This is a genomic window from Schlesneria paludicola DSM 18645 (assembly GCF_000255655.1).
GTDB classification, from domain to species: Bacteria; Planctomycetota; Planctomycetia; order Planctomycetales; family Planctomycetaceae; genus Schlesneria; species Schlesneria paludicola.
Genome location: NZ_JH636434.1, coordinates 2,027,546 through 2,050,377 on the forward strand (window position 1 = coordinate 2,027,546; position 22,832 = coordinate 2,050,377).

Genomic DNA, 22,832 nt, shown 5'->3' on the forward strand with positions numbered 1-22,832 from the left:
ATCGCCGAGCGCGCGTGGTCACGACGAGAATGCCCCTCGTCCTCAAGGTCCCGCTTGGCTGAGCGAAAGGGGACTGCCACCCGGCGGAGCCAGTCCCCTTTCGCTCAACCCATGTCTCATGCCTAACCAACAAGCAACATGACAACGGCGGTTCGTCAGTCCACGCTTTGCAAACCAGCCAATACGTTTCATGCGTATTTTCCGAACGGGCCACGATTCAATCCGGCTGAAGGACACGGGTGTGACGAAAGAAAGATGCCTGGATTCGGATTGGGTCTCTCTTTCCCGGGAATTCCGCGCTGAATGTTGGCACACCACTGGATTCAACCGTAGACTTCGGCGTCAGCGTTCACGTTCCGAGACACAGACCTGACGCGTGTTCGGTTGCCATTGCGACTTCACCTGGATCAACGATTTGCTGTGGCTAAAACTCGTATTGCCCTCGTGATCCCCACGCTTGATCGTTCGGGAGCCGAGAAACAATTCACGCTGCTTGCAACACATCTCCCTCAAGATGAGTTTGATGTGTTGGCGATCGCGTTGACACGCGGCGGGCCGTACGAATCGGAACTGCGCGAGGCAGACGTGCCCTTGACGGTAATTGGCAAGCGAGCCAAATTCGATCCCTTCTCGATCTGGCGTCTGCGAAAGGAACTTCGCCGCTGGCAACCTCAAATCATGCATTCGTGGCTGTTCGCGGCGAACGCTTATTGCCGACTGTCTTCCGGGGCGGTTCCTGCAACGAAGATTGTCGTCTCTGAACGATGTGTCGACAGTTGGAAAGCGGGTTGGCAGCGGTGGCTGGATCGACGACTGATTGATCAAACCGATCGGTTGATCGGCAACTCCAGCAGCGTGGTCGAGTTTTATCGTGAACTTGGTGTCCCTGCGGAGAAACTCGCCTGCGTTCCGAACGGCGTGGAAGTCCCGCCGCTTGACGAAAGCGCGAACCAGCAGGCTCGCAGTGAACTCCTGAAGGAATTGGGACTTCCCCCCACGACGTATGTCGCGGGCTATATTGGTCGGCTGGCCAAGCAAAAACGCGTCGAAGACCTCATCTGGGCGGTCGAAACGTTGCGGCAAATTCGGCCCCAATTGCATCTGGTACTTGTCGGTGAAGGTCCTGAGCGAACTCGCTTGGAAGAATTCGCGAAGCAGATTGGCGCCACAAATCATATTCACTTTGTCGGGCATCGGGACGACGCCCCGCGCTGGATGTCTCTGTTCGACGTATTTTGCCTGGCCAGCAGCTTCGAAGGGATGTCCAACAGTGTGATGGAAGCCATGTCTATGGGAAAACCCGTCCTGGCCAGCGACATTCCGGCGAATCGGGAACTCGTCGCGCAGGGCGAAACCGGCTTTCTGCCCAAGCTGACCGACACCGTGGGATTCATGCAATTCCTGCGACGGTTGATCGATGAACCGGGCTTGGGACGCACTTTGGGACAGGCCGGCCGCGAACGGATTCAACAATCTTTCAGTATTCCGCGTATGGTGAGTGCGTATGCGGACATCTATCGACAGCTGCTGAACGGTTGATCCCGCAGTCCAGGCCCTGCCACTGACAGAAAAGCCATTACGATGTGCGGTATTTCCGGAGGATCATGGACGGCTCACGGCGAACCGCTTGATCGAAACACGCTGGTTCGCATGACGGACGCACAAAGTCATCGCGGACCGGATGACGTGGGATACTACTTCTCGGATGCGGGTGGAAATCAGCGTGGTGGCGCCGCATTGGGCTTTCGGCGGCTGGCGATCATTGATCTTTCTGGCGGACATCAGCCGATGGCCAACGAAGACGAATCCATTTGGATCGTCTTCAACGGAGAAGTCTACAACTACCGAGAATTGAAACCGCGACTCGAAGCACTTGGCCATCGCTTTCGGACATCCAGCGATACCGAATGCATCGTTCATGCCTATGAGGAATGGGGGCACGATTGCCTCCAGCATTTTCGGGGAATGTTCGCGATCGCAATCTGGGACAGCCGTCGTCAGTCACTGTTCCTCGCCCGTGATCGAATGGGACAGAAGCCGCTGGTATACCGGCTCGCTGATGGACGGTTGACCTTCGCGAGCGAATTGAAGTCGCTGCTGCAAGTCCCGGGGGCTCCGAAAGACGTTGATCCGTGTGCAGTGGCTGATTTCGTCACGCTGCAATACGTTCCACACCCTCGCACGATGTTGCGAAGCTATCACAAACTTCCCCCCGCCCATTGGGCCGAGTTCAACGCTGTGACGGGTGATTTGACCGTCCAGCGGTACTGGCAAGCGCCGTTCCAACGTCCAGGAACTTCGATGTCGACTGCAGACAACGATGTGATTGCGAACGAAGGACTCGGCCAGAATCTGCCGCGGGGACCACGACAGACAAGCCTGAACGACTATCAACGCGCATTGCGGGAAACGCTGACGGAAGCGGTCCGCTTGCGAATGCGATCCGATGTTCCCTTTGGAGCGTTTCTGTCGGGCGGAGTCGACTCAACCATCATCACTGGCCTGATGCAACAGCAGTCCACCCAAAAAGTGCGAACCTTCTCGATCGGCTTTTCCGAAAAGAAATTCGATGAGCGCGTGTACGCGCGCGAGGCCGCCGCAAAATTGGGAACGGACCATCACGAGTTCGTTGTTGATCCGTCCGCCGTCGAAATGCTACCGAAGCTGACCTGGCACTATGACGAACCGTTCGCGGACAGTTCGGCCATCCCGACCATGTACCTGTCTCAATTGACGCGGCAACAGGTCACCGTGGCGCTCACTGGTGATGGCGGCGACGAACTGTTCGCCGGATACGATCGCTATCTGGCGGTTGATCTTGCCACCAAATTGGATCGCTTGCCGAGCTTCATTCGCGGGCTGATGACGAACCGACTGTGGCAACGACTGCCAGCGTCCGTCGAGCAAAAGTCTCGTATCCGACGAGTCAAACGCTTCCTGGACGCACTGGGGCAGTCGCCGGAACGGCGGTACATCAACTGGGTCAGCATTTTCGACGACGCCCGCCGACACGACTTGTATTCGTCAAACTTCCAACAAACGCTCGCGGGGTACGACTCGGCGTCATTCCTGCTCGACGCCTATGCCGACTGCACCGAGCCCGATTTTGTGCAGCGCACGACGAGTGTCGATGTCGAAACGTATCTGCCGTGCGATATCCTGACCAAAGTCGATATTGCGAGTATGGCCTTCAGCCTGGAATGTCGCAGCCCGTTTATGGACCATCGGGTCGTCGAGCTGGCGTCACAAATCCCACGTCGATTCAAGCTACAGGGAAAACGAGGCAAACGGATTTTGATCGAAACCTTTGCGGACCTGTTGCCGACCTCGATTCAAAATCGTCGAAAGATGGGATTTGGCGTTCCCTTGGATCACTGGTTCCGTGGCTCACTTCGTTCGCTGATCGCCGACACGCTGTTAGAGCAACGGTCGTTGCAACGAGGCTATTTCGATCCCGCCGCCGTCCGCCGGCTCGTTGACGAACATCTGACTTCGAAATGGGATCACAGCGCTCGCCTGTGGCTACTGCTGATGTTCGAACTGTGGCACCAGCGATTCGTCGACTCGTGACGCGGTTCGTCTATCCGTTGTGCGTAGGCGTGATGCGATACGACCATTCCAACTCGGTTTTCACGGCGTCGAGTTCGGCTTTCAGGTCCGGCATGGCACCAGGACGGCTGGCAACCAGCGCCCCAAATCGATTCGCCAGATCGAGCGTCTTCGACAAGGGCCAGCCTTCCAATTGTCCATAAATGATCGCGGCCGTGAAGGCATCCCCTGCCCCGACGGTATCCGCGACCACCGTCGGAATTCCGGGCAAATCGTAGGTCTCGTCACAGGTGACGGCCAGACATCCTTGACTGCCACGCGTGATGCAGACGACTTCCAGGCGTTTATGCTCATCGAGCAGCCATTTCGCAAATCGAACGTCGTCCGTCGAAGGAAATTCCAAAAGGTGCGCCAGGATTTTCACTTCACCATCGTTCATTTTCACGATGGTGCAACGTTCAAGTGACTTCTTGATCCAGTCCTTGTTCACGAAGGGCGGACGAATGTTGACGTCGTACACGATCAGAGACCGATACGAAATGTGCTGCAGGCAACGATGGATCGCGGTTCGCGAAGTCGGGCGCCGCTGCGCCAGTGTTCCGAAACAAATCGCACGCGTCGACCGCACGGCCTCGAGCCATTCCGAATTCAACTCGAGGTAGTCCCATGCCGAATTCTCGAGGAATTGATAGTTGATCTCGGCGGTGCTGCTGGGATCGACGGTGACTGTGCCCGTCGGGTGATTTTGATCCCGCTGAATCAGGTCGGTCTTCAGCCCTTGAGACTCGAGAAACTCACACAGTTCCCGTCCCAGCTCATCCTGGCCAACGCGCGACGCGACTGACGCATTCAAGCCCAACTGTTTTGCATGAAAGGCGACATTTGCCGGTGCGCCTCCCGGCAGGCGTCGGTCTGGAAAGCAATCCCACAACAGCTCTCCCAGCCCGATCAAGTCGATAGTTTCAGTCATAACGTTGGCCCAAGAAACCAGTCAGAACAAATTTGAACGAATGTATGAGGAGACAAAAATAGTCGATGCCCTGACGGCGCACGATGGCCATCGTCGGAAATGTGATCCGATCAAGTGAAATGCAGTCCTAAAGACCGGGTGACGGGGCCGGTGCGGCCACTGGCTTCTCGACTGGCAACGGACGCGGCGGAATATCGATCGGCGACACAACGGGAAGCATTTTCAGATCCCAACCGCTCACGTCCCGTGCAAACTGATACGTTCCCGCGCGCAGCCGGTATCGTGTCAGTGGACGGCGGTAACCATCCGAAGCAAATTCGATGATCCAGTCTCGATCGTCGGCAAAGGAATGAACGTACCCCGATTTGATCGAATAGCGAGTTCCATTCAGCACATACGAGAAGGGGACACCATCCGCCGTCGGCAACAAAAGCTGAATCGACGTGCCAAGTCGATCGGCCCCCGGCACTCTTGCTCGATTGTTCGCCGCATCGACCGTTTGCCCCATTCGAGAAATCGGCCTCGAATCAATGATCACTGGGGGCTCGGCCGGCTGCACAACCGTCGTCACGGGAAAGATCGGAGGGCCACTTGAAATCACCGTCTGATAGGACGAACCAGGGGTCGAAATCGATCCGTTGCCGTTGTGCGTGTACTCGATGACGGACCCGCGCGTCGCCTGATTTAAGATTGTACGCGAGGGATAAACACCATCGACGTAAACTGTACGTGGCGGATACGCCATGGGTGGACCGCCAACCTGACCGTTCACTCCAAACCGACCGTCGATCACTCGCACCGATTCACCGGGGCCAGTGGGCGTAATACCTGTATAGATCTGCTGGGCCCGCAGATGGCCCGGCAATCCGAACCCGACACAAATCGCAACGGCGATGACGAGTCTCGACCGGGCCATGATCTTCTCCTTGAGCAGCGGCGCATCCCAAATGCATTGTCTCGACTTTGTCTGAACAGTGTCAATCGTTTTCAACAACGACCCTGGGAAATCCGAGCACGACAAGAGATCACAGACGATGGCAGTGCACTTCATTCTCATTCTCTCGCGACCCTCGCTCCCCCCCCCCCGCTACAAGCTCCTGCTTCCCCTCGTTCTCCCTCGTTACCAAGCTCCTGCTTCGTTCCCTCGTTACCAAGCTCCTGCTTCGTTCCCTCGTTACCCAGCTCCCGCTTGGTAACGAGGAATTGCCGCCCCCTATCAGCACAGAGTTTCCTGTGCCCCCTAACCGTCGAACGATCCTTTAATCACGCCGCCCGCTTGAAACTGGGCATAGTTCTCGTCGAACAAGTCCGCCAGCCTTGTCGCACTGGCGTCGTAGGCGGCGGGATCAGGCCAGTTGGTGCGTGGATTCAAGATCTCTTCGGGCACGTTTGGACATTGCGTCACGACATGTAGCCCAAATATCGGATCAACTTGCGTTGGTGCATCTTTCAGGACGCCGGCATGGATCGCATCGACGATGGCGCGGGTATATGAAAGCTTCATCCGCGAGCCAACTCCATACGGTCCGCCGCTCCATCCCGTGTTGACCAACCAGACATTGGAACCGTGTGTTCGGATTCTCTCGGCCAATAGGTCGGCATACTTTTGGGGATGCCACACCAGAAACGGCCCGCCGAAACAGGGCGAAAACGTCGCTTGCGGTTCCTGCACACCCATTTCCGTTCCTGCGATCTTCGCGGTGTAGCCGTTAATGAAATAAACCATCGCCTGCTCGGGAGTCAAACGGCTGACCGGCGGTAAGACCCCGAATGCGTCACAGGTGAGAAAAATCACATCGGTGGGATGCCCGGCCAGACACGGAATCCTCGCATTCGTGACATACTCGATTGGATAAGCGCCACGCGTATTCTGAGTGATGCTCGAGTTGTTGAAATCGACATGGTGATGCGCGTCGTCGTAGACAACGTTCTCCAGCACCGCCCCAAACCGCAACGCCTGAAAAATCTCGGGCTCGGATTCGCGTGAAAGATAAATGGCCTTCGCGTAGCAACCCCCTTCGATATTGAAAATTCCCTCGTTCGACCAGCAGTGCTCGTCATCGCCGATCAACGATCGACGCGGGTCGGCGGACAAGGTCGTCTTTCCCGTTCCCGACAACCCAAACAGAATCGAAGATTTTCCCGTGGTTCGATCCGCGGTCGCCGAACAATGCATCGAAAGCACGCCACGCTTCGGCATCAGGTAGTTCATGATCGTGAAGATGCCCTTCTTCATCTCTCCAGCGTACTCTGTGCCAAGAATCACGACCTCACCATTCTCAAAACTGACGTCCACACTGGTCGTCGACGTCATGCCAGTGGTGTAGCGATTCGCCGGAAAACGCCCCGCGTTGTAGATCACGAAATCAGGCGTTCCAAAACTCTCAAGTTGCTCGTCACTCGGACGGATCAGCATCTGGTGCATGAACAGTGCATGATATGGCCGCGAGCAAATCACGCGGACCTTGATCTGATGGCGGGGATCCCAGCCAGCGTATGCGTCAACGACATACAGTCGGTCGCGAGTATTCAAATAGTCCTTAGCACGCTCACGATTAATACAGAACGAGGCTTCGTCGAGCGGGAAATTGACGGGGCCCCACCAGATGTCGGATTCGGACTCGGCATTCCTGACCAACCGCTTGTCCTGCGGAGATCGCCCGGTCTTTTTCCCCGAATAGGCAATCAAGGCGCCGGTATGTGAGATCGTCGTACCCGGCTCATACCGGATGGCCTCTTCATAGAGCTGAGAAGGGTCTGCATTTCGCAGGACTTTCGCGACACTTAAACCATGAACCGATAAATCAAGATTCGACATGCGATCCTCCCTCGCTATTCACAATCCCTCGCCCGACGCGTTATAGCGACTCGTGACATCCTGCACCAAGTTGGTCACCGTTCACAGGCCGGGGCGGTGGCTCATTTTCTCGCGGTCAAGGGAAGAATGACGCTCGTCGAAGCACTGTGGATGCCCATTGAACCGGGAAAATGTACCTGCCCCCCTCTCTTCGGGCTGTGAACGGTGACACCAAGTTGTTCAAACGCCTGGCCATCGCGAACATCCGAAAAATTCTCGTAAACTCTTGAGCGAGCTTCGAGATTGCGTAACGATGGTGGCGAAGACAGGCTCCATTTGACACGGCTCGAAGTCGTGGGGTCACAAAGGAAGCTTATCGTCTGCACGCAATCAGGTCATCTCGACGCGCCCCCTCGAGACATCCTTTCCGAGACATCGACAAGACTGTCCCGCGTTCATCGAAGCTTTTAAGGGATCGATGCATGTCCCCGCGTTTCGCATTGGGCCTCGTTCTGTTGCTGCCGATCGCGATTGCCATCAGCTCGACAAACTGGTCGAGAAATGAGGCGCGGAATGTCAACGCGTTCGCGAATCAAGTGGAAGCGGCAACTCCGCGGCCGGAGTTCAAAAAACGGCGAATCGTCATTTTCGCCGCACACCCCGAAGACACTCAGTTCGGATGCGGTGGACTGATCGCGAAGCTGACCAAAGCGGGACACGAAGTTATCATCGCCAGCGCGAGCAGCTTTCGTGGTGTGCGAAAAATCGATGGCCAACCCGAAGCGGATGTCCGACGGCGTGAGGCACTCGAATCCGGTAAAGTGATCGGAGCCACACCCCACTTTTTTGAATATGACCATCTCGAGCTGGTGGCCGACGAACCAACGATCGAAACCGTCTCGACCTGGCTCAGACAAATCAAACCGGACATCGTCGTCACACACTGGCCGCTGGATACACAGCCAAACCGGCATGTGACCAGTTCGCTCGTCTGGCAAAGCTATCTGCGCGACAAAAAATGGAGCCTCTACTTCTTTGAAGGATTAACCGATTACCAGACGGTCGCGTTTACTCCCGATCTTTTCCTGGATATTACGGACGTTCGCGACATCAAGAAAGATGCCTGTTTCTGCTTTCAAAGCCAGAAGCCGGACGCCATCTGGGTCGATCAAGACGATGTGCAGCGCCGACGCGGCGAGGAAAGCGGCGTGCGCTATGCGGAAGCATACACCCTTGCAGAACCACTGCCCGGACGAGCCACGCTTCCCGTCGCATTCATCAAAAAGAAGTTCTGAGCGACGCCTGCGATGCTTCACTGGCCACGTGACCTCACATGTGGTCTGTCACAACTCCTGGGCACTCTCGTAAAGTTGCTTGATCTGCTCCCGATCGAGTGCGTGGTTGAAGATTGCCAACTCATCCAGTCGGCCATGCCAATAGTCGCTAATTCCGGGGTCGTCGTCGTTGAAACGCAGAATATCCGGTTGATTTCCTTCACGGTTTAACTGGACGCCAATTCCCATCGCCTTGAGTGTCGGATCGCCACCGATCCCCGTATACGGCACGGCCCCAACTTCGTTGCCGTTTCGATATAGGCGCAGCATCACCCCGTCCGCCACAAATGCGACATGCTGCCAACGCCCGATCGGCAGAGGCTGCTTGTCACGCAACGAAACGACATGGCCATCGTGTTCGGTGATGAGAATTTCCAACTGTCCATAGTCATGGTGCAGCCCAAAATGGAACTGACCGTGATCCTCTCCGGACCAGTTTTTCGCAATCGTCGCCGATCGAGGACGACTTTTCGCAAACACCCACGCGGTCACGGTCAAAGTGTCGTCTGCCGTCTTCGGATAGTCTGACACCACGGCGTAATCTTTGACGGAGGGGCCGCCAAATTGAAGGGCCGAACCAATCCGACCAACCGTCCAGGGGGTTCCCTCCGATCCGCCCCGAACAATCGACGCTTCAATGGCGAGTGGCCCCGAATCGTGTATGCCACTCCCCGCGGCCAGCATCCGATAGTAGAGAACGGGATGCCACTCCAGTACCAATTGCGCATAGCGCGACTCGGGCTCACTGAGTGTCCGCAAAAACCGATCACCATCGACATCGATTCCGCATGGCGTCGGCGACTTCTTGCCGATCGCCGACGCGCTTCGCCCTCGCAATATGGCAGGATTCAGCAAAGTGCCCGATCGCGGCAACACGGACACCATCCCATCAAAGACATGCACTTCGCTATCGTCTTTCTCATCAACCTGCACGGCGAACTCGGTCCCCTGATCGACCACCGTCGCGCTGGGCGTCTCGACGGTAAATTCACCTGCCCCCTTCGGAACTTTTGCCGACATCTTGCCACGATGCAGCAATAGCAACTCGCGTCCCTTGAGATCAAATTCACAGGGCGCTTCGAGAATGACTTCTGGGCTGTGCGCAAACGTTAACTCGACAATTCCGCTCGTCAACCGATACCCGCCCGTCCGGAATTGATCACCCACGGCAGGCGAAAATCCCACACGCGAAAATCTTGCTCCCACCATCTGAGTGATGACCGCCACCGGCACTCCGTTCGACTGCGCATCCGCGACCGAGATCAGCGATTGGTCGTCGTTCGACTTCACGGCGTCGACGATCGCGTCTGGCCTGTTTCGCTCACGAGGGGAGTTGATCGCCAATCCGATCATCGCCGACAAGAACAGGCCGATCATCACCACACCCACCACCTTCGTCCGGTCAGAGGGCCTCTTGTGCACATTCAAGACGGCGGTTTGTGACGGCCTTCTTCCAGCAGGCGGCGAAGAGATCTCCATGTCGCTGATCGCCCCCACGATGATCTCATTCGCGCCTTCGAGAACCTCACGGGTTTCGCGGGCGGTCCGATCATTGCCGAACAGTTCCAGCAGCATCGAATCAAACCGTGTTGCCTTGGCAAAATCATTTGCCACCGACACATCTTCAAGGATCAGACGTTCAAGCTCAGCCGAATCCTCGGCCGACGCGAGCCCCTCAAGAAATCGAGCAATCAACTCATGGGCACGCAGCGCGTTATCCATTTGTCGCTCCCAGCGAAGTTCGGCACTCTTGTGCCAATCGACGCTTCATGCAATCGGCCAATCTCGTGCGAATGCGGCAGAGAGTTTGGTACACGGCATCGACCGACTTCCCTGTCATGGATGCAATTTCGTCCGCTTTCAGGTCCCGTTCATACCGAAGTTGCAGCAGCAGCCGGGCATGCTCGGGCAAGCAGCGGACACACTCATCCAAGGCAACATGTTGTTCCACCGTCTGAACTTCCGTTCGGTCATACGCGGCGAGAATCGCCGGGATGGCGTCCGATGTAAAGGCGATCGGAAACCGCTTATTCTGATGTCGATGCTGCAGAATCTTGTGGGCCGCAATCGCCCGTGCCCACGCACCGAACGGACGCGACGAATCATATTCCTCAAACTTCTGCCACAACGTCATGGCGACATCCTGAAAGATGTCCTGACGCATATGCCGATCGAGCACAACCGAACCAATAAACGCCCGGAGATCAGACTCATATGACAGCAAGACGTTGAGAAACTGCTCTCGATTCAGCGCCATCGCTCGCCCCTCGACCGAGGAATTCGAACATGCCCATGACTATTTCAAAGAACGGTCACAAATCTGACAGTCGATCCCGACATTTTCCGCCAATTCGCCGTGGTAACCCATTCCAGGATTGGGGGCCGTCGCGTTTTCATTGCAGCAAGCGCTAGTCACATCGCGAGGCATTCTCACCCGAGGTGGACCTGCGACAAAGTGAAATTCCGAAATCTCGGACTTTCGATTTTTTTTCTGTCAGGAATCACAGCCTTCACGAGAATAGGAAGGAAGTTCGAAGCACTTCTGACTTGGCATTTCTCGTCGATGCCTTGAGCACATTACTGCCGTTCAAATCTGTAGCCACGACGCAGAACTCTGACTCACAAGTTGCGAATGAAACACGGTATCCAGCACACGTAGACTGCCTGCCCCGCGCCAGATCGACGTCCTGCAGGTTGGTGGATTGTTGTCAGTCGCCGTCTCCTTTCCATTGGGGTTGGCATCCATTTTGGTCTGAACGTTTTCTTTCTCTGTCGAAGGGTTGTGGCACATGGCATCATCGGCTTTAAAGAATCGTTTTCTCAGGCGGACCGCATTCACACTGATCGAACTGCTGGTGGTGATCGCAATCATCGCCGTTTTGATCGCGCTACTGCTTCCCGCGGTTCAACAGGCGCGCGAAGCGGCGAGACGTACGCAATGCAAAAACAATCTGAAACAGATTGGTTTGGCACTCTTTAACTATGAGAATGTCTTCAATCAATTCCCCATCGCGGGACTTTGGTATGTGGACAACTCCAATACAATGACCACCTTCGCCCAGGGCTGGGGACAAGCCATTCTGCCATACATCGATCAAGCGACAATCTACAATGGTTTCGATCCAAGCGTACCGATCTGGTCAGGTGCCCGAAATCAGGCGTTGATCGCAACTCCGTTGGCGACACACCTTTGCCCTTCGGCGCCGTCCCCGTCGGTATTTCCGATGACCTGGAGCACCTCAACCGGTGGAGTTGTTATCGGTTCCAATATTCCTGCGACCGACATCACTGCCATGTGGGGGCGTAGCGACTACGTGGTGACAGTCATGGTGAACTATCCACTCCTGAGCAACATCGGTGACGGCACAGTGCCTCGAGGCGATCCGCGAAGCCAGTCCATGTTTTGGTGCGGAAACAAGCAGAAAATTGCGGTAGTGAACTCGACCGCGGCAGCCCAACAGGGCGACTACGACGGTACACCGACAATCGCGAAAGTCGCTGACGGGCTATCGAATACCATCATGGTTTCCGAGAACGCAGCGCGGAACCAGGTCTGGGAAAAGGGAAAGATGATCACCCCTGCAATCGACCCCAGCCCCGCGTTCGCCGGCCCGAAAGGATTGTACAACGCACAGTTGAACTACGGCGGAGCCGGCTGGGCCGATCCGCAGAATCAACAATGGTTCGATGGGGGAAATCGCGATGGAAACAACGACGTCCGCGATGCCAACGGCGACAAGAACTCGTGCGTGATCAACTGCACTAACATCGCCTACCGAGGACTGTACTCGTTCCATCCCGGGATCGATCAACAACTCATGGGCGATGGTTCCGTGCGCGCACTCAACGAGTCGATCAGTGACTATATCATGGCCGCATTGCTGACCCGCTCTGGCGGTGACATTGTCGGTGAATTCTAAGTGACCACGATGACGAGACCCTTCCAAGAGGCCTCGATTCGACGAAATTCACGACACGTGGCGCTGGCCTGTGCGGCTCTCGTCGTGTCACAAGCGGAACGCTCGACTGTGACTGCCTCTCAAAATTCGATTGCGACACGTTTTCTGGAATCGCCTTCATGCACCTCCGCCGCATGCTCGCTGTCGCCCTTTCGCTGTCCTGCCCTCTGATCGGCTGTTCACAAGGTGACCCGTCGAGAATCAAAGACAAGGTCCCGCTCACCAAGGTGACGGGAGCCATCATGGTCGATGGTAACCCCACCGGCGGTGTCATTCTCAAATACGTTCCTGTCGGAGACATCGCCGAAAAGCGCGAGGCCTACATCAAGTCGTTCACGGTCATGACAAACAACGATGGTGCCTTTGCTCTGAAGACCTATGCCAGAGGCGATGGAGTTCCTGCCGGCGAGTACAAGCTGTACTGCCAATACTTTCCGCCAGAGGAACAGGTGAAGCGTCGCGAGAGCGGCGAAGACCGATTCGGCGGAAAGTACATCCCTCCCAAACCGCCTGCCAAAATCATCACGGTCAAGACGGGCGAAAATCTCGACGTCGGTACGATTGAACTCAAGTCGGCACCCAGGAAGTCGCGATAAGCCAGACCATTGACGTCGCATCTCCCCGAATAAGGAACAGCCTGACCACTCGCCAATATCACATCTCTCACGTGTGATGGGCCAAGATCGCACGCTCTGCCGACGGTGAATCACCAGATCGGCGCAGGCGCATGACGAATCAAGCGTTCGACGTTTCGAGCCGCCCCACGCTCACCTCGGCCGCCGGATCTTTTGAGTACCGCGCGGTGTCAGCGACAATCTGATGCCGCCACCGTCATCGCGCGGCACCGCCCTCGAGCGTCGATTCCAAACTGATCAACAAAGACCTCGACAATCGTGGCGGAAGCGATGCCATCCTCGGTAGACGAAATCGTTGCGACCCGGCCCTGATCCGCTTCGGAATTCACGCGAAAGTGTGTAGAATGGGGAGACTGCGAACCGAAATCCACCCGATTCGTGAAGCTGCTTTTTTGTGAGTGACCACTGATGAGAATTTTGCCGTTTCATTCCGTCCATTTGACGGTTTCTATCACCGGAGCCTTCTTCCTGGTCGTCACGTCGTTGTCCGCAGCCGACGCACCGTTGGAATTCAATCGTGACGTGCGCCCGATCCTGACCGAACACTGTTTCGCCTGCCACGGCCCGGACAGCGCCTCACGAAAGGGAGATCTGCGACTCGATCAGCGCGACGCCGCGATCAGCAAAAACGCGATCGTCCCAGGCCAGCTTGCCGAAAGCGAACTGATCCGCCGAATTGAATCACATGATGCCGACGAGATCATGCCACCGACGGCCTCCAAGAAACCGCTCTCGGCCGAGCAGATCGAGACACTGAAACGCTGGGTGGTCCAAGGCGCCGAATATCAGCCGCACTGGTCGTTCCTGCCGCCGGTCCGTCCGAAACAACCTGCCGTCAAGGATCAGGCCTGGGTTCGGAATCCCATCGATGCGTTCGTTCTGGCCCAACTGGAAGCCAGGGGTTTGACGCCCGCACCTGAGGCCGATCGCCGCACTCTCGCACGCAGGCTGAGCCTTGATCTCACAGGGCTGCCGCCAAGCCTCGAAGTGGTCGAACGCTTTCTGGCTGACACATCGCCCAATGCGTATGAAACGCTGGTTGACTCGCTGCTCGAATCGCCTCAATGGGGTGAACATCGAGGACGCTATTGGCTCGACGCCGCCCGCTACGCCGACACGCATGGAATTCACTTCGACAATTTCCGCGAAATGTGGTCGTATCGTGAGAACGTCATCAATGCCTTTAACCGGAATCAGCCGTTTGACCAATTCACGATTGACCAGCTTGCCGGTGATCTATTGCCCAATCGAACGCTCGATCAACAAATTGCATCGGGCTTCAACCGCTGCAATATCACGACGAACGAAGGCGGGACGATTCCCGAAGAATACTACGTGCTTTACGCGCGGGATCGCACCGACACCGTCGCTCAGGTCTGGATGGGACTGACCGCGGGCTGTGCCGTCTGTCACAATCACAAATTCGATCCGCTGTCACAGCGCGAGTTCTACGAATTGGCCGCATTCTTCAACAACACCACCCAGAATGCGATGGACGGCAACATCAAAGATACGCCGCCCGTCATCGTCGTGGCGAAAGATGACGAGCGTCCTCGGTTTGCCGCGCTCGTGGCTGAAATCTCCGCCGCCCGACAGGCCATCGAATCTCGACGCGGTGAAGCGAAGCCCGCGTTTGAATCGTGGCTCTCGACGGCAACACCCGAATCATTGCTGCCAGCAATCCCCTCGAAAAATCTCGCTCTTCACGCTCCCTTGAGCGAAGGGCAGGGCCAGATCACGACAGTCCTCGTCGATGGAATGTCGCGAGACCTTCCCTTGAAAGAGAACCAGAAATGGATCGATGGCGTTTCGTCCAAAGCACTCGAACTTGACCACGCCGCGGCCAACATTTCTGACGCCGGAGACTTCGAGAAAGATCAACCATTCTCGTACATCGCCTGGGTCAAGCCGCAACCGAACGACTCAACCGGGGCGATTGTCGCCCGCATGGACAAGCCATCTGAGTACCGCGGTTGGGACATGTGGCTTCAATCACGCCGGATTGGAACCCACATTGTCAGCAGTTGGCCGAATGACGCCCTGAAAGTCGTCACCCAGAAACAGATGAAGGCGAACGAGTGGACCCACGTCGCCGTGACATATGACGGCTCGTCCAAAGGTGCAGGCGTCAAGATTTACTACAATGGCGTCCTCCAGGGAACGAACATCGAAGTCGACAGGCTGCAGGGTTCGATCCGCACACCGGTTCCCTTCCGCATCGGCGAGCGATCAGCCAGCGATCCCGTTTCGGCCACGGGGATCCAAGATCTGCGTCTGTACCGTTACGCACTTTCTCCGACCGAAGTCGAGTCTCTGGCCAAAGTCACGCGATTCACCGGAATTTTCGCCAAGTCCCCCGGCGATCGCACCGAGGCCGAGAAATCAGAAGTCTATCCGTGGTGGCTTGGTACGATCGACCAGCCATTCCAACAGCGAACCGCTCAGTTGGCCGCGCTCGAATCCGAACAGAACGCGATCAAGGCCCGCGGCACAGTCGCGCTGGTGATGAACGAGAAGAATGAAGAGGCGGTCGCCTACATCCTGGCCCGTGGCGAATATGACAAACGTGGCGAACAGGTGAGGCCCGCGACCCCCGCCGTACTGCCGCCGTTCCCCGAAAACGCCGCTCGCAATCGCCTTGGACTTGCCCAATGGCTGCTCGATCCCGCACATCCACTCATGGCGCGCGTCACCGTGAATCGGTTCTGGCAGGAACTGTTCGGCACCGGCATCGTACGAACATCGGGGGATTTCGGGATTGCGGGTGAACTGCCCGCCAACCAAGAGTTGCTCGACTGGCTCGCGATCGAGTTCCGCGAAGGGACACCAGATTTGCAATGGCCCGCTTCGTCCAGCGCCACGGCGGCGACCACACCTTGGGACATCAAACGCTTTTTCCGCTTGCTCGTCACTTCGAACACCTATCGACAGGCCGCTGTGACGACCGCACTGAAGCTCGAAAAAGATCCGCAAAATCGACTGCTGTCACGCGGACCGCGATTCCGCATGGACGCCGAAATGCTGCGTGACTCGGCACTGGCGATCAGTGGCCTGCTGGTCAAGAAAATCGGTGGCCCCAGCGTCAAGCCGTACCAGCCTGATGGCGTTTGGGAAGCCGTTGCCATGAAGGAAAGCAACACGCACGACTACGTCCGCGATCACGGTGAGAACCTTTATCGACGAAGCCTGTACACGTTCTGGAAACGCTCCGCACCACCGGCGTCGATGGAAATCTTCAACGCCACAGCACGAGAAACCTGCACGGTGCGTCGCGAACGCACCAACACCCCACTGCAGGCGCTCGTCACGCTCAATGACACGCAGTTCGTTGAGGCCGCTCGAAATCTCGCCGAGCGCACATTGAAGGCGCAGGCTTCCGACGAGCCGTCTCGACTCAACATTCTCGCCAATCACGTCCTGTCTCGCCCGTTCCGCAAGAGCGAACTCAGCGTCGTTCAGCAGTCGCTGGCCGACTTGAAAGCCTTCTATCAGTCGCATATCGACGACGCAGCAAAGCTGATTGGCGAAGGGGAATCCAAAGCGGATCCTTCAATCGCGCCCGCCGATCTTGCCGCCTGGACGATGCTCGCGAATGAAATCATGAATCTGGACGAAGCGCTCAATAAGTAAACCGAGAGAAGGTATCCCACAACATGGGCCACGGGTTGATTGCAGAGATCTTCCAGCGAAATCGTTCGGTTCCGCGTAGCCCGACACGTCGCGCTGCAGTTCTCGTCTTGGCGGGGATCGTGACGCTCGGATCGATCGTCACGAACGCCGCAGAACAGGCACCGGTCGAGAATGATTTCTACCGGATGATCCCTTTCAACATCCCTAAAGAGATCATGCTGGAAGCGGGGGGAATCGACCGTTTGCCCGACGGCAAGCTGGCGATCTGCACCCGGCGGGGCGAAGTCTGGATCGTTGAGAATCCGAACGATGACCCGGCGACAACTCCGAAAATGACTCGATTTGCCCACGGTCTACACGAAGCCTTGGGAATCGCGTACCGCGATGGCTGGCTGTATGTCACACAGCGATGCGAAGTGTCACGCCTCCGCGACACCAACGGTGACGGCAAAGCCGACCAGTACGAAACCGTCAATGACGATTGGCAGGTCACCGGCGACTACCACGAATATGCCTTCGGCTCGCGATTCGATCGCCAGGGAAACATCTGGGTCGTGCTCTGTTTGACCGGGTCCTTCACGAGCGACTGCAAGTACCGCGGCTGGTGCCTACGGATCACCCCCGAAGGCAAGTCGATCCCGACCTGCAGCGGAATTCGTTCCCCTGGTGGAATCGGCATGAATGCCGAAGGCGAGATGTTCTACACCGACAACCAGGGCCCCTGGAACGGAACCTGTGGCCTGAAATACCTCGCGCCCGGCAAGTTCGCGGGAAACCCCAGCGGGAATCGCTGGTATGACCTTCCCGAAGTTCAGGCCGCAATGGGCCCCCGTCCCAAAGATCCCGAGAGCGGCAGCCGCTTCATGACCGAGGCCGCCAAGATTCCCGAGTACGAGCCTTCGGCCATCCTGTTTCCCTATGGAAAAATGGGCAAATCGGCGAGCGGCGTCGAGTGTGATATTTCGAACGGCAAGTTCGGACCATTCAAGAATCAATTGTTTGTCGGCGACCAGAGCGACAGCACCGTGATGCGGTGCTTCCTGGAAAAAGTCGATGGCCACTATCAGGGGGCGTGCTTCCGCTTTCGCGAAGGATTTGGATCGGGCACGCTGGGAATCCTGATGACGGATGACGGATCGATGTTTGTCGGTGGAACCAACCGCGGCTGGGGTTCACGCGGAACGAAACCCGGCTCCCTTGATCGTCTGGTCTGGACGGGGCGCGTCCCATTCGAAATTCAGGAAATGCACGCACGCCCCGACGGATTCGAACTGACGTTCACACAGCCCGTCGACCCCAAAACCGCCGCTGACGTCACCAGCTATCATCTGGAAACCTACGGATACATCTATCAATCAACCTACGGCAGCCCTGAAGTCGATCAGACACATCCAACCATCACCAACGCCACAGTATCGTCAGACAACCTGCGAGTCAGACTGATCGTCAGTGAACTCAAAGCCGGTAACATTCACGAACTCGTCTCTAGCGGCGTTCGCTCCGCAAGCGGCCAGCCGCTGCTGCATGCCGAGGCTTTTTATACCTTGAATCGAATCCCGAAATCGACCAGTCCCTAGCAGCCTGCGGAAGATCGAGTTGCCGATCCCCCTTTATTTCAACAACTCCGTCAATCATCCGCGTCAATCCATCAGACGCACTGTTTTTTCCTCATTCGTTGTTTCAACACTTACGCCGGAACCAGACTATGCAACTCGGTTTTGTCACCGCGATCCTGCCAGAACTGACTTTGAAAGAAGTGGCCACGACCGCTCGATCGGCAGGGTATTCCTGTATCGAAGTCATGTGCTGGCCACCCAGCAAAGCCGAACGTCGCTATGCCGGTGTCACACATATCAACGTCGTCGACTTCACGCGCGAGCAAGCGTCCGAAGTGAATGGACTCATGGCCGAGGCGCAAGTCTCGATCAGCGCATTGGGCTACTACCCGAACCCGCTCACTCCCGAACTGGCCGACGCAAAGCAGTATGTCGAACATATTCAGAAAGTTATCAAAGCCTCATCGCTGCTGGGGCTGACGCGCATGAACACATTCGTCGGTCGAGACTGGACCAAGTCCGTCGCCGACAATTGGCCGCGATTTACTGCCACCTGGAAGCCACTCGTCAAATTTGCCGAGGATCACGGCGTCCGCATTGGAATCGAGAACTGTCCCATGCTCTTCTCGAAAGATGAATGGCCGGGCGGGAAGAACCTCGCAACAACCCCTGCCATCTGGCGACGGATGTTCGACGAGATTCCAAGCTCCCATTTTGGCTTGAACTACGACCCTTCCCACATGATCTGGCAGCACATGGACTATCTGAAACCGATCCGCGAATTCGCCGACCGGCTGGTCCACATTCATGCCAAAGATGTCCGCATCGACCAACACAAGCTCGACGAAGTCGGCATCATGGCCCATCCCAATGAGTATCACACACCCAAGCTGCCCGGGCTCGGCGACGTCAACTGGGGCCAGTTCTTCAGCACGCTCAGCGATGTCGGATACCGTGGCCCCGTCTGTGTCGAAGTCGAAGATCGCGCCTATGAAGGTTCGATCGAACTCCGCAAGGCCTCACTGAAACAAAGCTGCGTCTACTTGAAGAATTTCATTGGCGATCAAGGCCAGATCGACTGAGCGTCGTCCAAGAAACAACATCGGACCAAGCCCACGAGTTCGCGGGCTTGGTCCGAAAGCCTGAATCAGGTGATTTGAACCTCAATTCCCCAGGCCGCGGATTTTGCGATCACCGCGCAACACAGAATTGTACTCCGAATAGCCCGCCGACCTTTGCGTGGTCCTTTGATAAGCGGAAGCAGGTGCGCTGTACACCGGCGCCGTGGCCGCTGCGGCGGGAGCTGTTCCTGGTTCGTACGAGAAGCTTTGATACGACGAACCATTTGAATTCTGTGCCACCGCAATACCGGCATTTCCATTCGACGCGACCGTGGGAGCCGCATCAGATGCGCAGGCCGAGCAACCCGATGCCCCACACGCTGACGCACCACAGCCCGTTGGTCCACAACCCGTTGATCCACAGGCCGAAGTACCGCACGCTGAAACGCCACAGTCAGATGCGGCACACGCCGGGGCAGCACACGCCGAAGCCGCACCACAGCACGAGCGACGCCATCGCGCCTCGGCATTCCCCGTCGCGATCAACACTCCGCCAATCGCCAGTAGTCCAAGCACAACACACTTCGACATGACTCTCTGCCTTTCGAAAACGGATCACGGCGACACATTCCACCAGGAGTGCTCGAACCATGATCCCAACTAATTTGCATCGAGGGCGGCCAAAACGCGATTTATTTCGGTCGTCACGATTTGACATCAGAATGGTAAGCGAAATGCCCACCGGTTCGACCAGCAGGATCGCCACTCTTGCGAAAATGACAGAGAGCTGACGTCATAACTCAATTGAAATTGAGATGTTGGAGCAGATCAGAAAAAGCAGAAAATCGTGAATCGAGGCAGCATTCGCCCGCGATTCCACGCTCCATCATGGACGCTTGTCATTCGCGGCCAGAATGGGTGTCACCCCCACGTGTAGCTGCAGGCTGACGAACTCAATCGCGTCTGGGGTCCGCATCCAGTTGTCCCAGTCCCGCTGCAATCCTGCCAGACCGTCGATCTGGTAGTGCTGCCGGAGTGCCTTCTCCATTCCCAGGCTTTGGCATTCGTCGACAAAATCTGCGAAACGCGCAGGCGTCGAACGATGAATCATCCATGAAGCCAGACCGACGCTCTGACCGTAAAACGCATCGCGCTGTTGCGGTCCAGGAATTCGCTGTAGCGAGACGAGTTCATACAGTGACAGCGTTTGGCGGCGCGAGATCAATTGCTGCAAGTTTGTCAGTCGCACCCGATGCTTTTCAACAGATTCGCTCAGCATCGCAATCCCTTCGTCGGCCCACCGTGGGATCGATCGTCCTCCAAAACGTTCACCCAGGACCACATGCGTCAATTCATGAGGCAACGCTGCGTTCGACCAGTCATTCGCATCGGCACGCACGTCGATCCGACGAAACACCACCCGCCCTTGATCGAAATTCATCATCGTCGAACCGACCGAAACATCACCCGGCCGATTCAAAGCAAGGTTGTAGTCGACTTGCGTTGGGTGCACATAGACATCGCATTTCGGTGCCCAGACATCCGATCGCACGCCTGTAATCCACAACGTTCGCAGCCGGCTTCGCCATGCTTCGCAGCATTCGGCGAGCCGCCGCATATCGCCATCCGCCAACTGACCCCGACAACAAAAATTCGGAGATTCAACCACCTTCCACACGCCCGTCACACGCATCGTCAGTGGCACCGATGACTCAGGTCGCTCGTCGGCTGAAACCGAAAGATGACCGGCACTCAGCCATGTCAGAAACACGATCACGACGAGCGCAGTGCGGCTCTTGAATTGAGTAGCCAATTTGAATTCTCGAAGAGAAGAGGCTGGCGGTAGAACTGCGCCAAACACCAACCGCTGCCGCACATGACGTTGCATGTCGGCCGGTCTTGTCCGGGGTACGTCCCTTCGGAAAAGGGAATAACGTGCCGAACCTCTCTAGAATTTCAAACCGATTCGCAACTCACGATGAACATGCGAGTTATGGCACACGCAAAAACTGACAGCACGTACGTTACCTGCAGAATGCACGACTCTTCAGCGAAAATGCAAGATCTATTGGCGTGCCCCGATCTGGGAACACCCGAGCCAAGCAGACGACGGCGCACTCAGCCCGCAACCGCCTCACGACACAGATTTTTTCGATGACTCTTGTGCCACCAGAGCGTGAAAAGTGGTCAGCCGCGAAGCTTCGGCTTCGAAGCGCCTCATCCCCCTCTCGCTTCGAAGGGGAACGACCAACGCTTGCGCAATGTCCGTTGTGAACCAGCACGTTCTACATCGGCGGTTTCACAACGTCGGGAACACCGTCCATCACCTGAAAGGACGCGCGATCACCTCGCAATACCACTGCTAACGAATAATGTTCGCCGATTCGCTGTCGTCAATGCGTGGCGTCTGCCCCCCGCGCAACACGCTGTTGCCTTGAAACAGCGTCCGCTGATCGACGGGTTGAGGATTCAGCCAGTCGGCTTCGTCGAATTGGCCGCTCTGAGCATACGCCGTCAGCGCATTCTTGTAGCAGGCGAGTTCCACTTGCTCGAGCGGGATACCGCGTTCCTGTGCCAGCTTCGCCGTTTTCGGAACTGCCAACGGATCGGACTTTCCCCAATCCGCTGAACTGTCGACGATCACCCGTTCGGCACCAGCCACTCTGAGTATATCGACCATCCGCTCGTTGCCCATTTTGGTTCCGGGATAGATCGTGAATCCACACCAGTAACCGCGGTCCAGGACTTCGCGATAGGTCTCTTCATTATTGTGATCGATCACCACCATGTGCGGAGCGATCCCGTGCTCTTCGATCACATCCATGCTGCGATACGTCCCCTGCTTCTTGTTGCGATGAGGCGTATGAATCAGCACGGGCAGATCAACTTCTTTCGCCAGCTCGAGCTGCAGTCGGAAGAACTTTTCTTCGGTCGCCGTCTGATCGTCATAGCCAATCTCGCCGATCGCCACGACACCTTCCTTCGTCGCGAACAGCGGCAACAGATCCATCACCTGCTCGGCCAAGGGTTCGTTGTTGGCTTCCTTGGAATTCAGTCCGATCGTGCAATAGTGCCGAATCCCAAACTGAGCCGCACGGAACCGCTCAAACCCCACCAGGCTCGAGAAATAATCCTTGTACGCCCCGACTTCCGTCCGCGGTTGTCCCTGCCAGAATGCAGGTTCAATAATCGCCCGCACCCCCGCCGCCGCCATCGCCTCATAGTCATCCGTCGTCCGAGACACCATGTGGATATGCGGATCGATGTAAAACATGATTTCCTAACCTGTTCCCAAACCGTGACTCTTAACGTCACGTCACCAAATTGATTTCTGTCGATCC

General features: G+C 56.6%; 16 protein-coding genes. 9 read left to right on the forward strand and 7 right to left on the reverse strand.

Annotation, left to right across the window (positions count from 1 at the left end; translation table 11 throughout):
• Nucleotides 1-420: 420 nt before the first annotated feature.
• Nucleotides 421-1,539 carry a glycosyltransferase gene (locus tag OSO_RS0109995; RefSeq protein WP_010583244.1) on the forward strand — a complete coding sequence of 373 codons (1,119 nt, stop codon included), beginning with the start codon at nucleotides 421-423 and terminating at the stop codon, nucleotides 1,537-1,539.
• Between the two features lie 42 nt (nucleotides 1,540-1,581).
• Nucleotides 1,582-3,570: an asparagine synthase (glutamine-hydrolyzing) gene (gene asnB / locus OSO_RS0110000; RefSeq protein ID WP_010583245.1), complete on the forward strand. Its 1,989-nt coding sequence runs from the start codon at nucleotides 1,582-1,584 to the stop codon at nucleotides 3,568-3,570.
• Between the two features lie 10 nt (nucleotides 3,571-3,580).
• Here the strand turns inward: asnB and OSO_RS42915 are convergent, their stop codons facing one another.
• The 3 genes from OSO_RS42915 to pckA all read right to left on the reverse strand — a co-directional run bounded on the left by OSO_RS42915 (nucleotide 3,581) and on the right by pckA (nucleotide 7,337).
• Nucleotides 3,581-4,519 (reverse strand): carbohydrate kinase family protein, encoded by a 939-nt coding sequence (locus OSO_RS42915; protein WP_010583246.1) that lies wholly within the window; start codon nucleotides 4,517-4,519, stop codon nucleotides 3,581-3,583.
• Nucleotides 4,520-4,646: 127 nt separating this feature from the next.
• Nucleotides 4,647-5,435, reverse strand: a complete 789-nt coding sequence (locus OSO_RS0110015) for a hypothetical protein (RefSeq protein ID WP_157605129.1) — start codon at nucleotides 5,433-5,435, stop codon at nucleotides 4,647-4,649.
• Nucleotides 5,436-5,759: 324 nt separating this feature from the next.
• Nucleotides 5,760-7,337 (reverse strand): phosphoenolpyruvate carboxykinase (ATP), encoded by a 1,578-nt coding sequence (gene pckA / locus OSO_RS0110020; RefSeq protein WP_010583248.1) that lies wholly within the window; start codon nucleotides 7,335-7,337, stop codon nucleotides 5,760-5,762.
• Nucleotides 7,338-7,798: 461 nt separating this feature from the next.
• On the opposite strand from pckA, the gene OSO_RS0110025 reads away from it, so the two are divergent.
• Nucleotides 7,799-8,611 carry a PIG-L deacetylase family protein gene (locus OSO_RS0110025; protein WP_010583249.1) on the forward strand — a complete coding sequence of 271 codons (813 nt, stop codon included), beginning with the start codon at nucleotides 7,799-7,801 and terminating at the stop codon, nucleotides 8,609-8,611.
• A 48-nt stretch (nucleotides 8,612-8,659) separates the two neighbouring features.
• On the opposite strand, the gene OSO_RS0110030 is transcribed toward OSO_RS0110025, so the two are convergent.
• The gene (locus tag OSO_RS0110030; protein WP_010583250.1) at nucleotides 8,660-10,372 is read right to left on the reverse strand and encodes a LamG-like jellyroll fold domain-containing protein; all 1,713 of its coding nucleotides are present in this window, start codon (nucleotides 10,370-10,372) and stop codon (nucleotides 8,660-8,662) included.
• On the reverse strand, nucleotides 10,365-10,907 hold the full coding sequence (locus tag OSO_RS0110035; protein ID WP_010583251.1) for a sigma-70 family RNA polymerase sigma factor: 543 nt from the start codon (nucleotides 10,905-10,907) through the stop codon (nucleotides 10,365-10,367). Before OSO_RS0110035 ends, OSO_RS0110030 begins: the two co-directional genes overlap by 8 nt.
• A gap of 532 nt (nucleotides 10,908-11,439) precedes the next feature.
• Here OSO_RS0110035 and OSO_RS0110050 point away from each other — a divergent pair.
• The 6 genes from OSO_RS0110050 to OSO_RS0110080 all read left to right on the forward strand — a co-directional run bounded on the left by OSO_RS0110050 (nucleotide 11,440) and on the right by OSO_RS0110080 (nucleotide 20,155).
• Complete coding sequence (locus tag OSO_RS0110050; protein ID WP_029246847.1) at nucleotides 11,440-12,570, forward strand: DUF1559 domain-containing protein; 1,131 nt, start codon at nucleotides 11,440-11,442, stop codon at nucleotides 12,568-12,570.
• Nucleotides 12,571-12,728: 158 nt separating this feature from the next.
• Nucleotides 12,729-13,205 carry a hypothetical protein gene (locus OSO_RS0110055; RefSeq protein WP_010583254.1) on the forward strand — a complete coding sequence of 159 codons (477 nt, stop codon included), beginning with the start codon at nucleotides 12,729-12,731 and terminating at the stop codon, nucleotides 13,203-13,205.
• 447 nt (nucleotides 13,206-13,652) lie between these two features.
• On the forward strand, nucleotides 13,653-16,874 hold the full coding sequence (locus OSO_RS0110065; protein ID WP_010583256.1) for a DUF1553 domain-containing protein: 3,222 nt from the start codon (nucleotides 13,653-13,655) through the stop codon (nucleotides 16,872-16,874).
• Nucleotides 16,875-16,897: 23 nt separating this feature from the next.
• Nucleotides 16,898-18,451, forward strand: a complete 1,554-nt coding sequence (locus OSO_RS0110070; RefSeq protein WP_010583257.1) for a DUF7133 domain-containing protein — start codon at nucleotides 16,898-16,900, stop codon at nucleotides 18,449-18,451.
• A gap of 128 nt (nucleotides 18,452-18,579) precedes the next feature.
• Nucleotides 18,580-19,512, forward strand: coding sequence for a sugar phosphate isomerase/epimerase family protein (locus OSO_RS0110075; protein WP_010583258.1), 933 nt, complete (start codon nucleotides 18,580-18,582; stop codon nucleotides 19,510-19,512).
• Nucleotides 19,513-19,822: 310 nt separating this feature from the next.
• Complete coding sequence (locus OSO_RS0110080) at nucleotides 19,823-20,155, forward strand: hypothetical protein (protein ID WP_029246848.1); 333 nt, start codon at nucleotides 19,823-19,825, stop codon at nucleotides 20,153-20,155.
• Between the two features lie 222 nt (nucleotides 20,156-20,377).
• On the opposite strand, the gene OSO_RS0110090 is transcribed toward OSO_RS0110080, so the two are convergent.
• Nucleotides 20,378-21,304, reverse strand: a complete 927-nt coding sequence (locus OSO_RS0110090) for a peptidase MA family metallohydrolase (protein ID WP_157605130.1) — start codon at nucleotides 21,302-21,304, stop codon at nucleotides 20,378-20,380.
• A 549-nt stretch (nucleotides 21,305-21,853) separates the two neighbouring features.
• Nucleotides 21,854-22,765, reverse strand: a complete 912-nt coding sequence (locus tag OSO_RS0110095; protein ID WP_010583261.1) for a TatD family hydrolase — start codon at nucleotides 22,763-22,765, stop codon at nucleotides 21,854-21,856.
• Between the last annotated feature and the right edge of the window lie 67 nt (nucleotides 22,766-22,832).

Bases quoted from the DNA above. Each gene is read 5' to 3' on its own strand.
- asnB (WP_010583245.1), top strand. From the start codon at position 1,582: ATGTGCGGTATTTCCGGAGGATCATGGACGGCTCACGGCGAACCGCTT.
- OSO_RS42915 (WP_010583246.1), bottom strand. From the start codon at position 4,519: ATGACTGAAACTATCGACTTGATCGGGCTGGGAGAGCTGTTGTGGGAT.
- OSO_RS0110015 (WP_157605129.1), bottom strand. From the start codon at position 5,435: ATGGCCCGGTCGAGACTCGTCATCGCCGTTGCGATTTGTGTCGGGTTC.
- pckA (WP_010583248.1), bottom strand. From the start codon at position 7,337: ATGTCGAATCTTGATTTATCGGTTCATGGTTTAAGTGTCGCGAAAGTC.
- OSO_RS0110025 (WP_010583249.1), top strand. From the start codon at position 7,799: ATGTCCCCGCGTTTCGCATTGGGCCTCGTTCTGTTGCTGCCGATCGCG.
- OSO_RS0110030 (WP_010583250.1), bottom strand. From the start codon at position 10,372: ATGGATAACGCGCTGCGTGCCCATGAGTTGATTGCTCGATTTCTTGAG.
- OSO_RS0110035 (WP_010583251.1), bottom strand. From the start codon at position 10,907: ATGGCGCTGAATCGAGAGCAGTTTCTCAACGTCTTGCTGTCATATGAG.
- OSO_RS0110050 (WP_029246847.1), top strand. From the start codon at position 11,440: ATGGCATCATCGGCTTTAAAGAATCGTTTTCTCAGGCGGACCGCATTC.
- OSO_RS0110055 (WP_010583254.1), top strand. From the start codon at position 12,729: ATGCACCTCCGCCGCATGCTCGCTGTCGCCCTTTCGCTGTCCTGCCCT.
- OSO_RS0110065 (WP_010583256.1), top strand. From the start codon at position 13,653: ATGAGAATTTTGCCGTTTCATTCCGTCCATTTGACGGTTTCTATCACC.
- OSO_RS0110070 (WP_010583257.1), top strand. From the start codon at position 16,898: ATGGGCCACGGGTTGATTGCAGAGATCTTCCAGCGAAATCGTTCGGTT.
- OSO_RS0110075 (WP_010583258.1), top strand. From the start codon at position 18,580: ATGCAACTCGGTTTTGTCACCGCGATCCTGCCAGAACTGACTTTGAAA.
- OSO_RS0110095 (WP_010583261.1), bottom strand. From the start codon at position 22,765: ATGTTTTACATCGATCCGCATATCCACATGGTGTCTCGGACGACGGAT.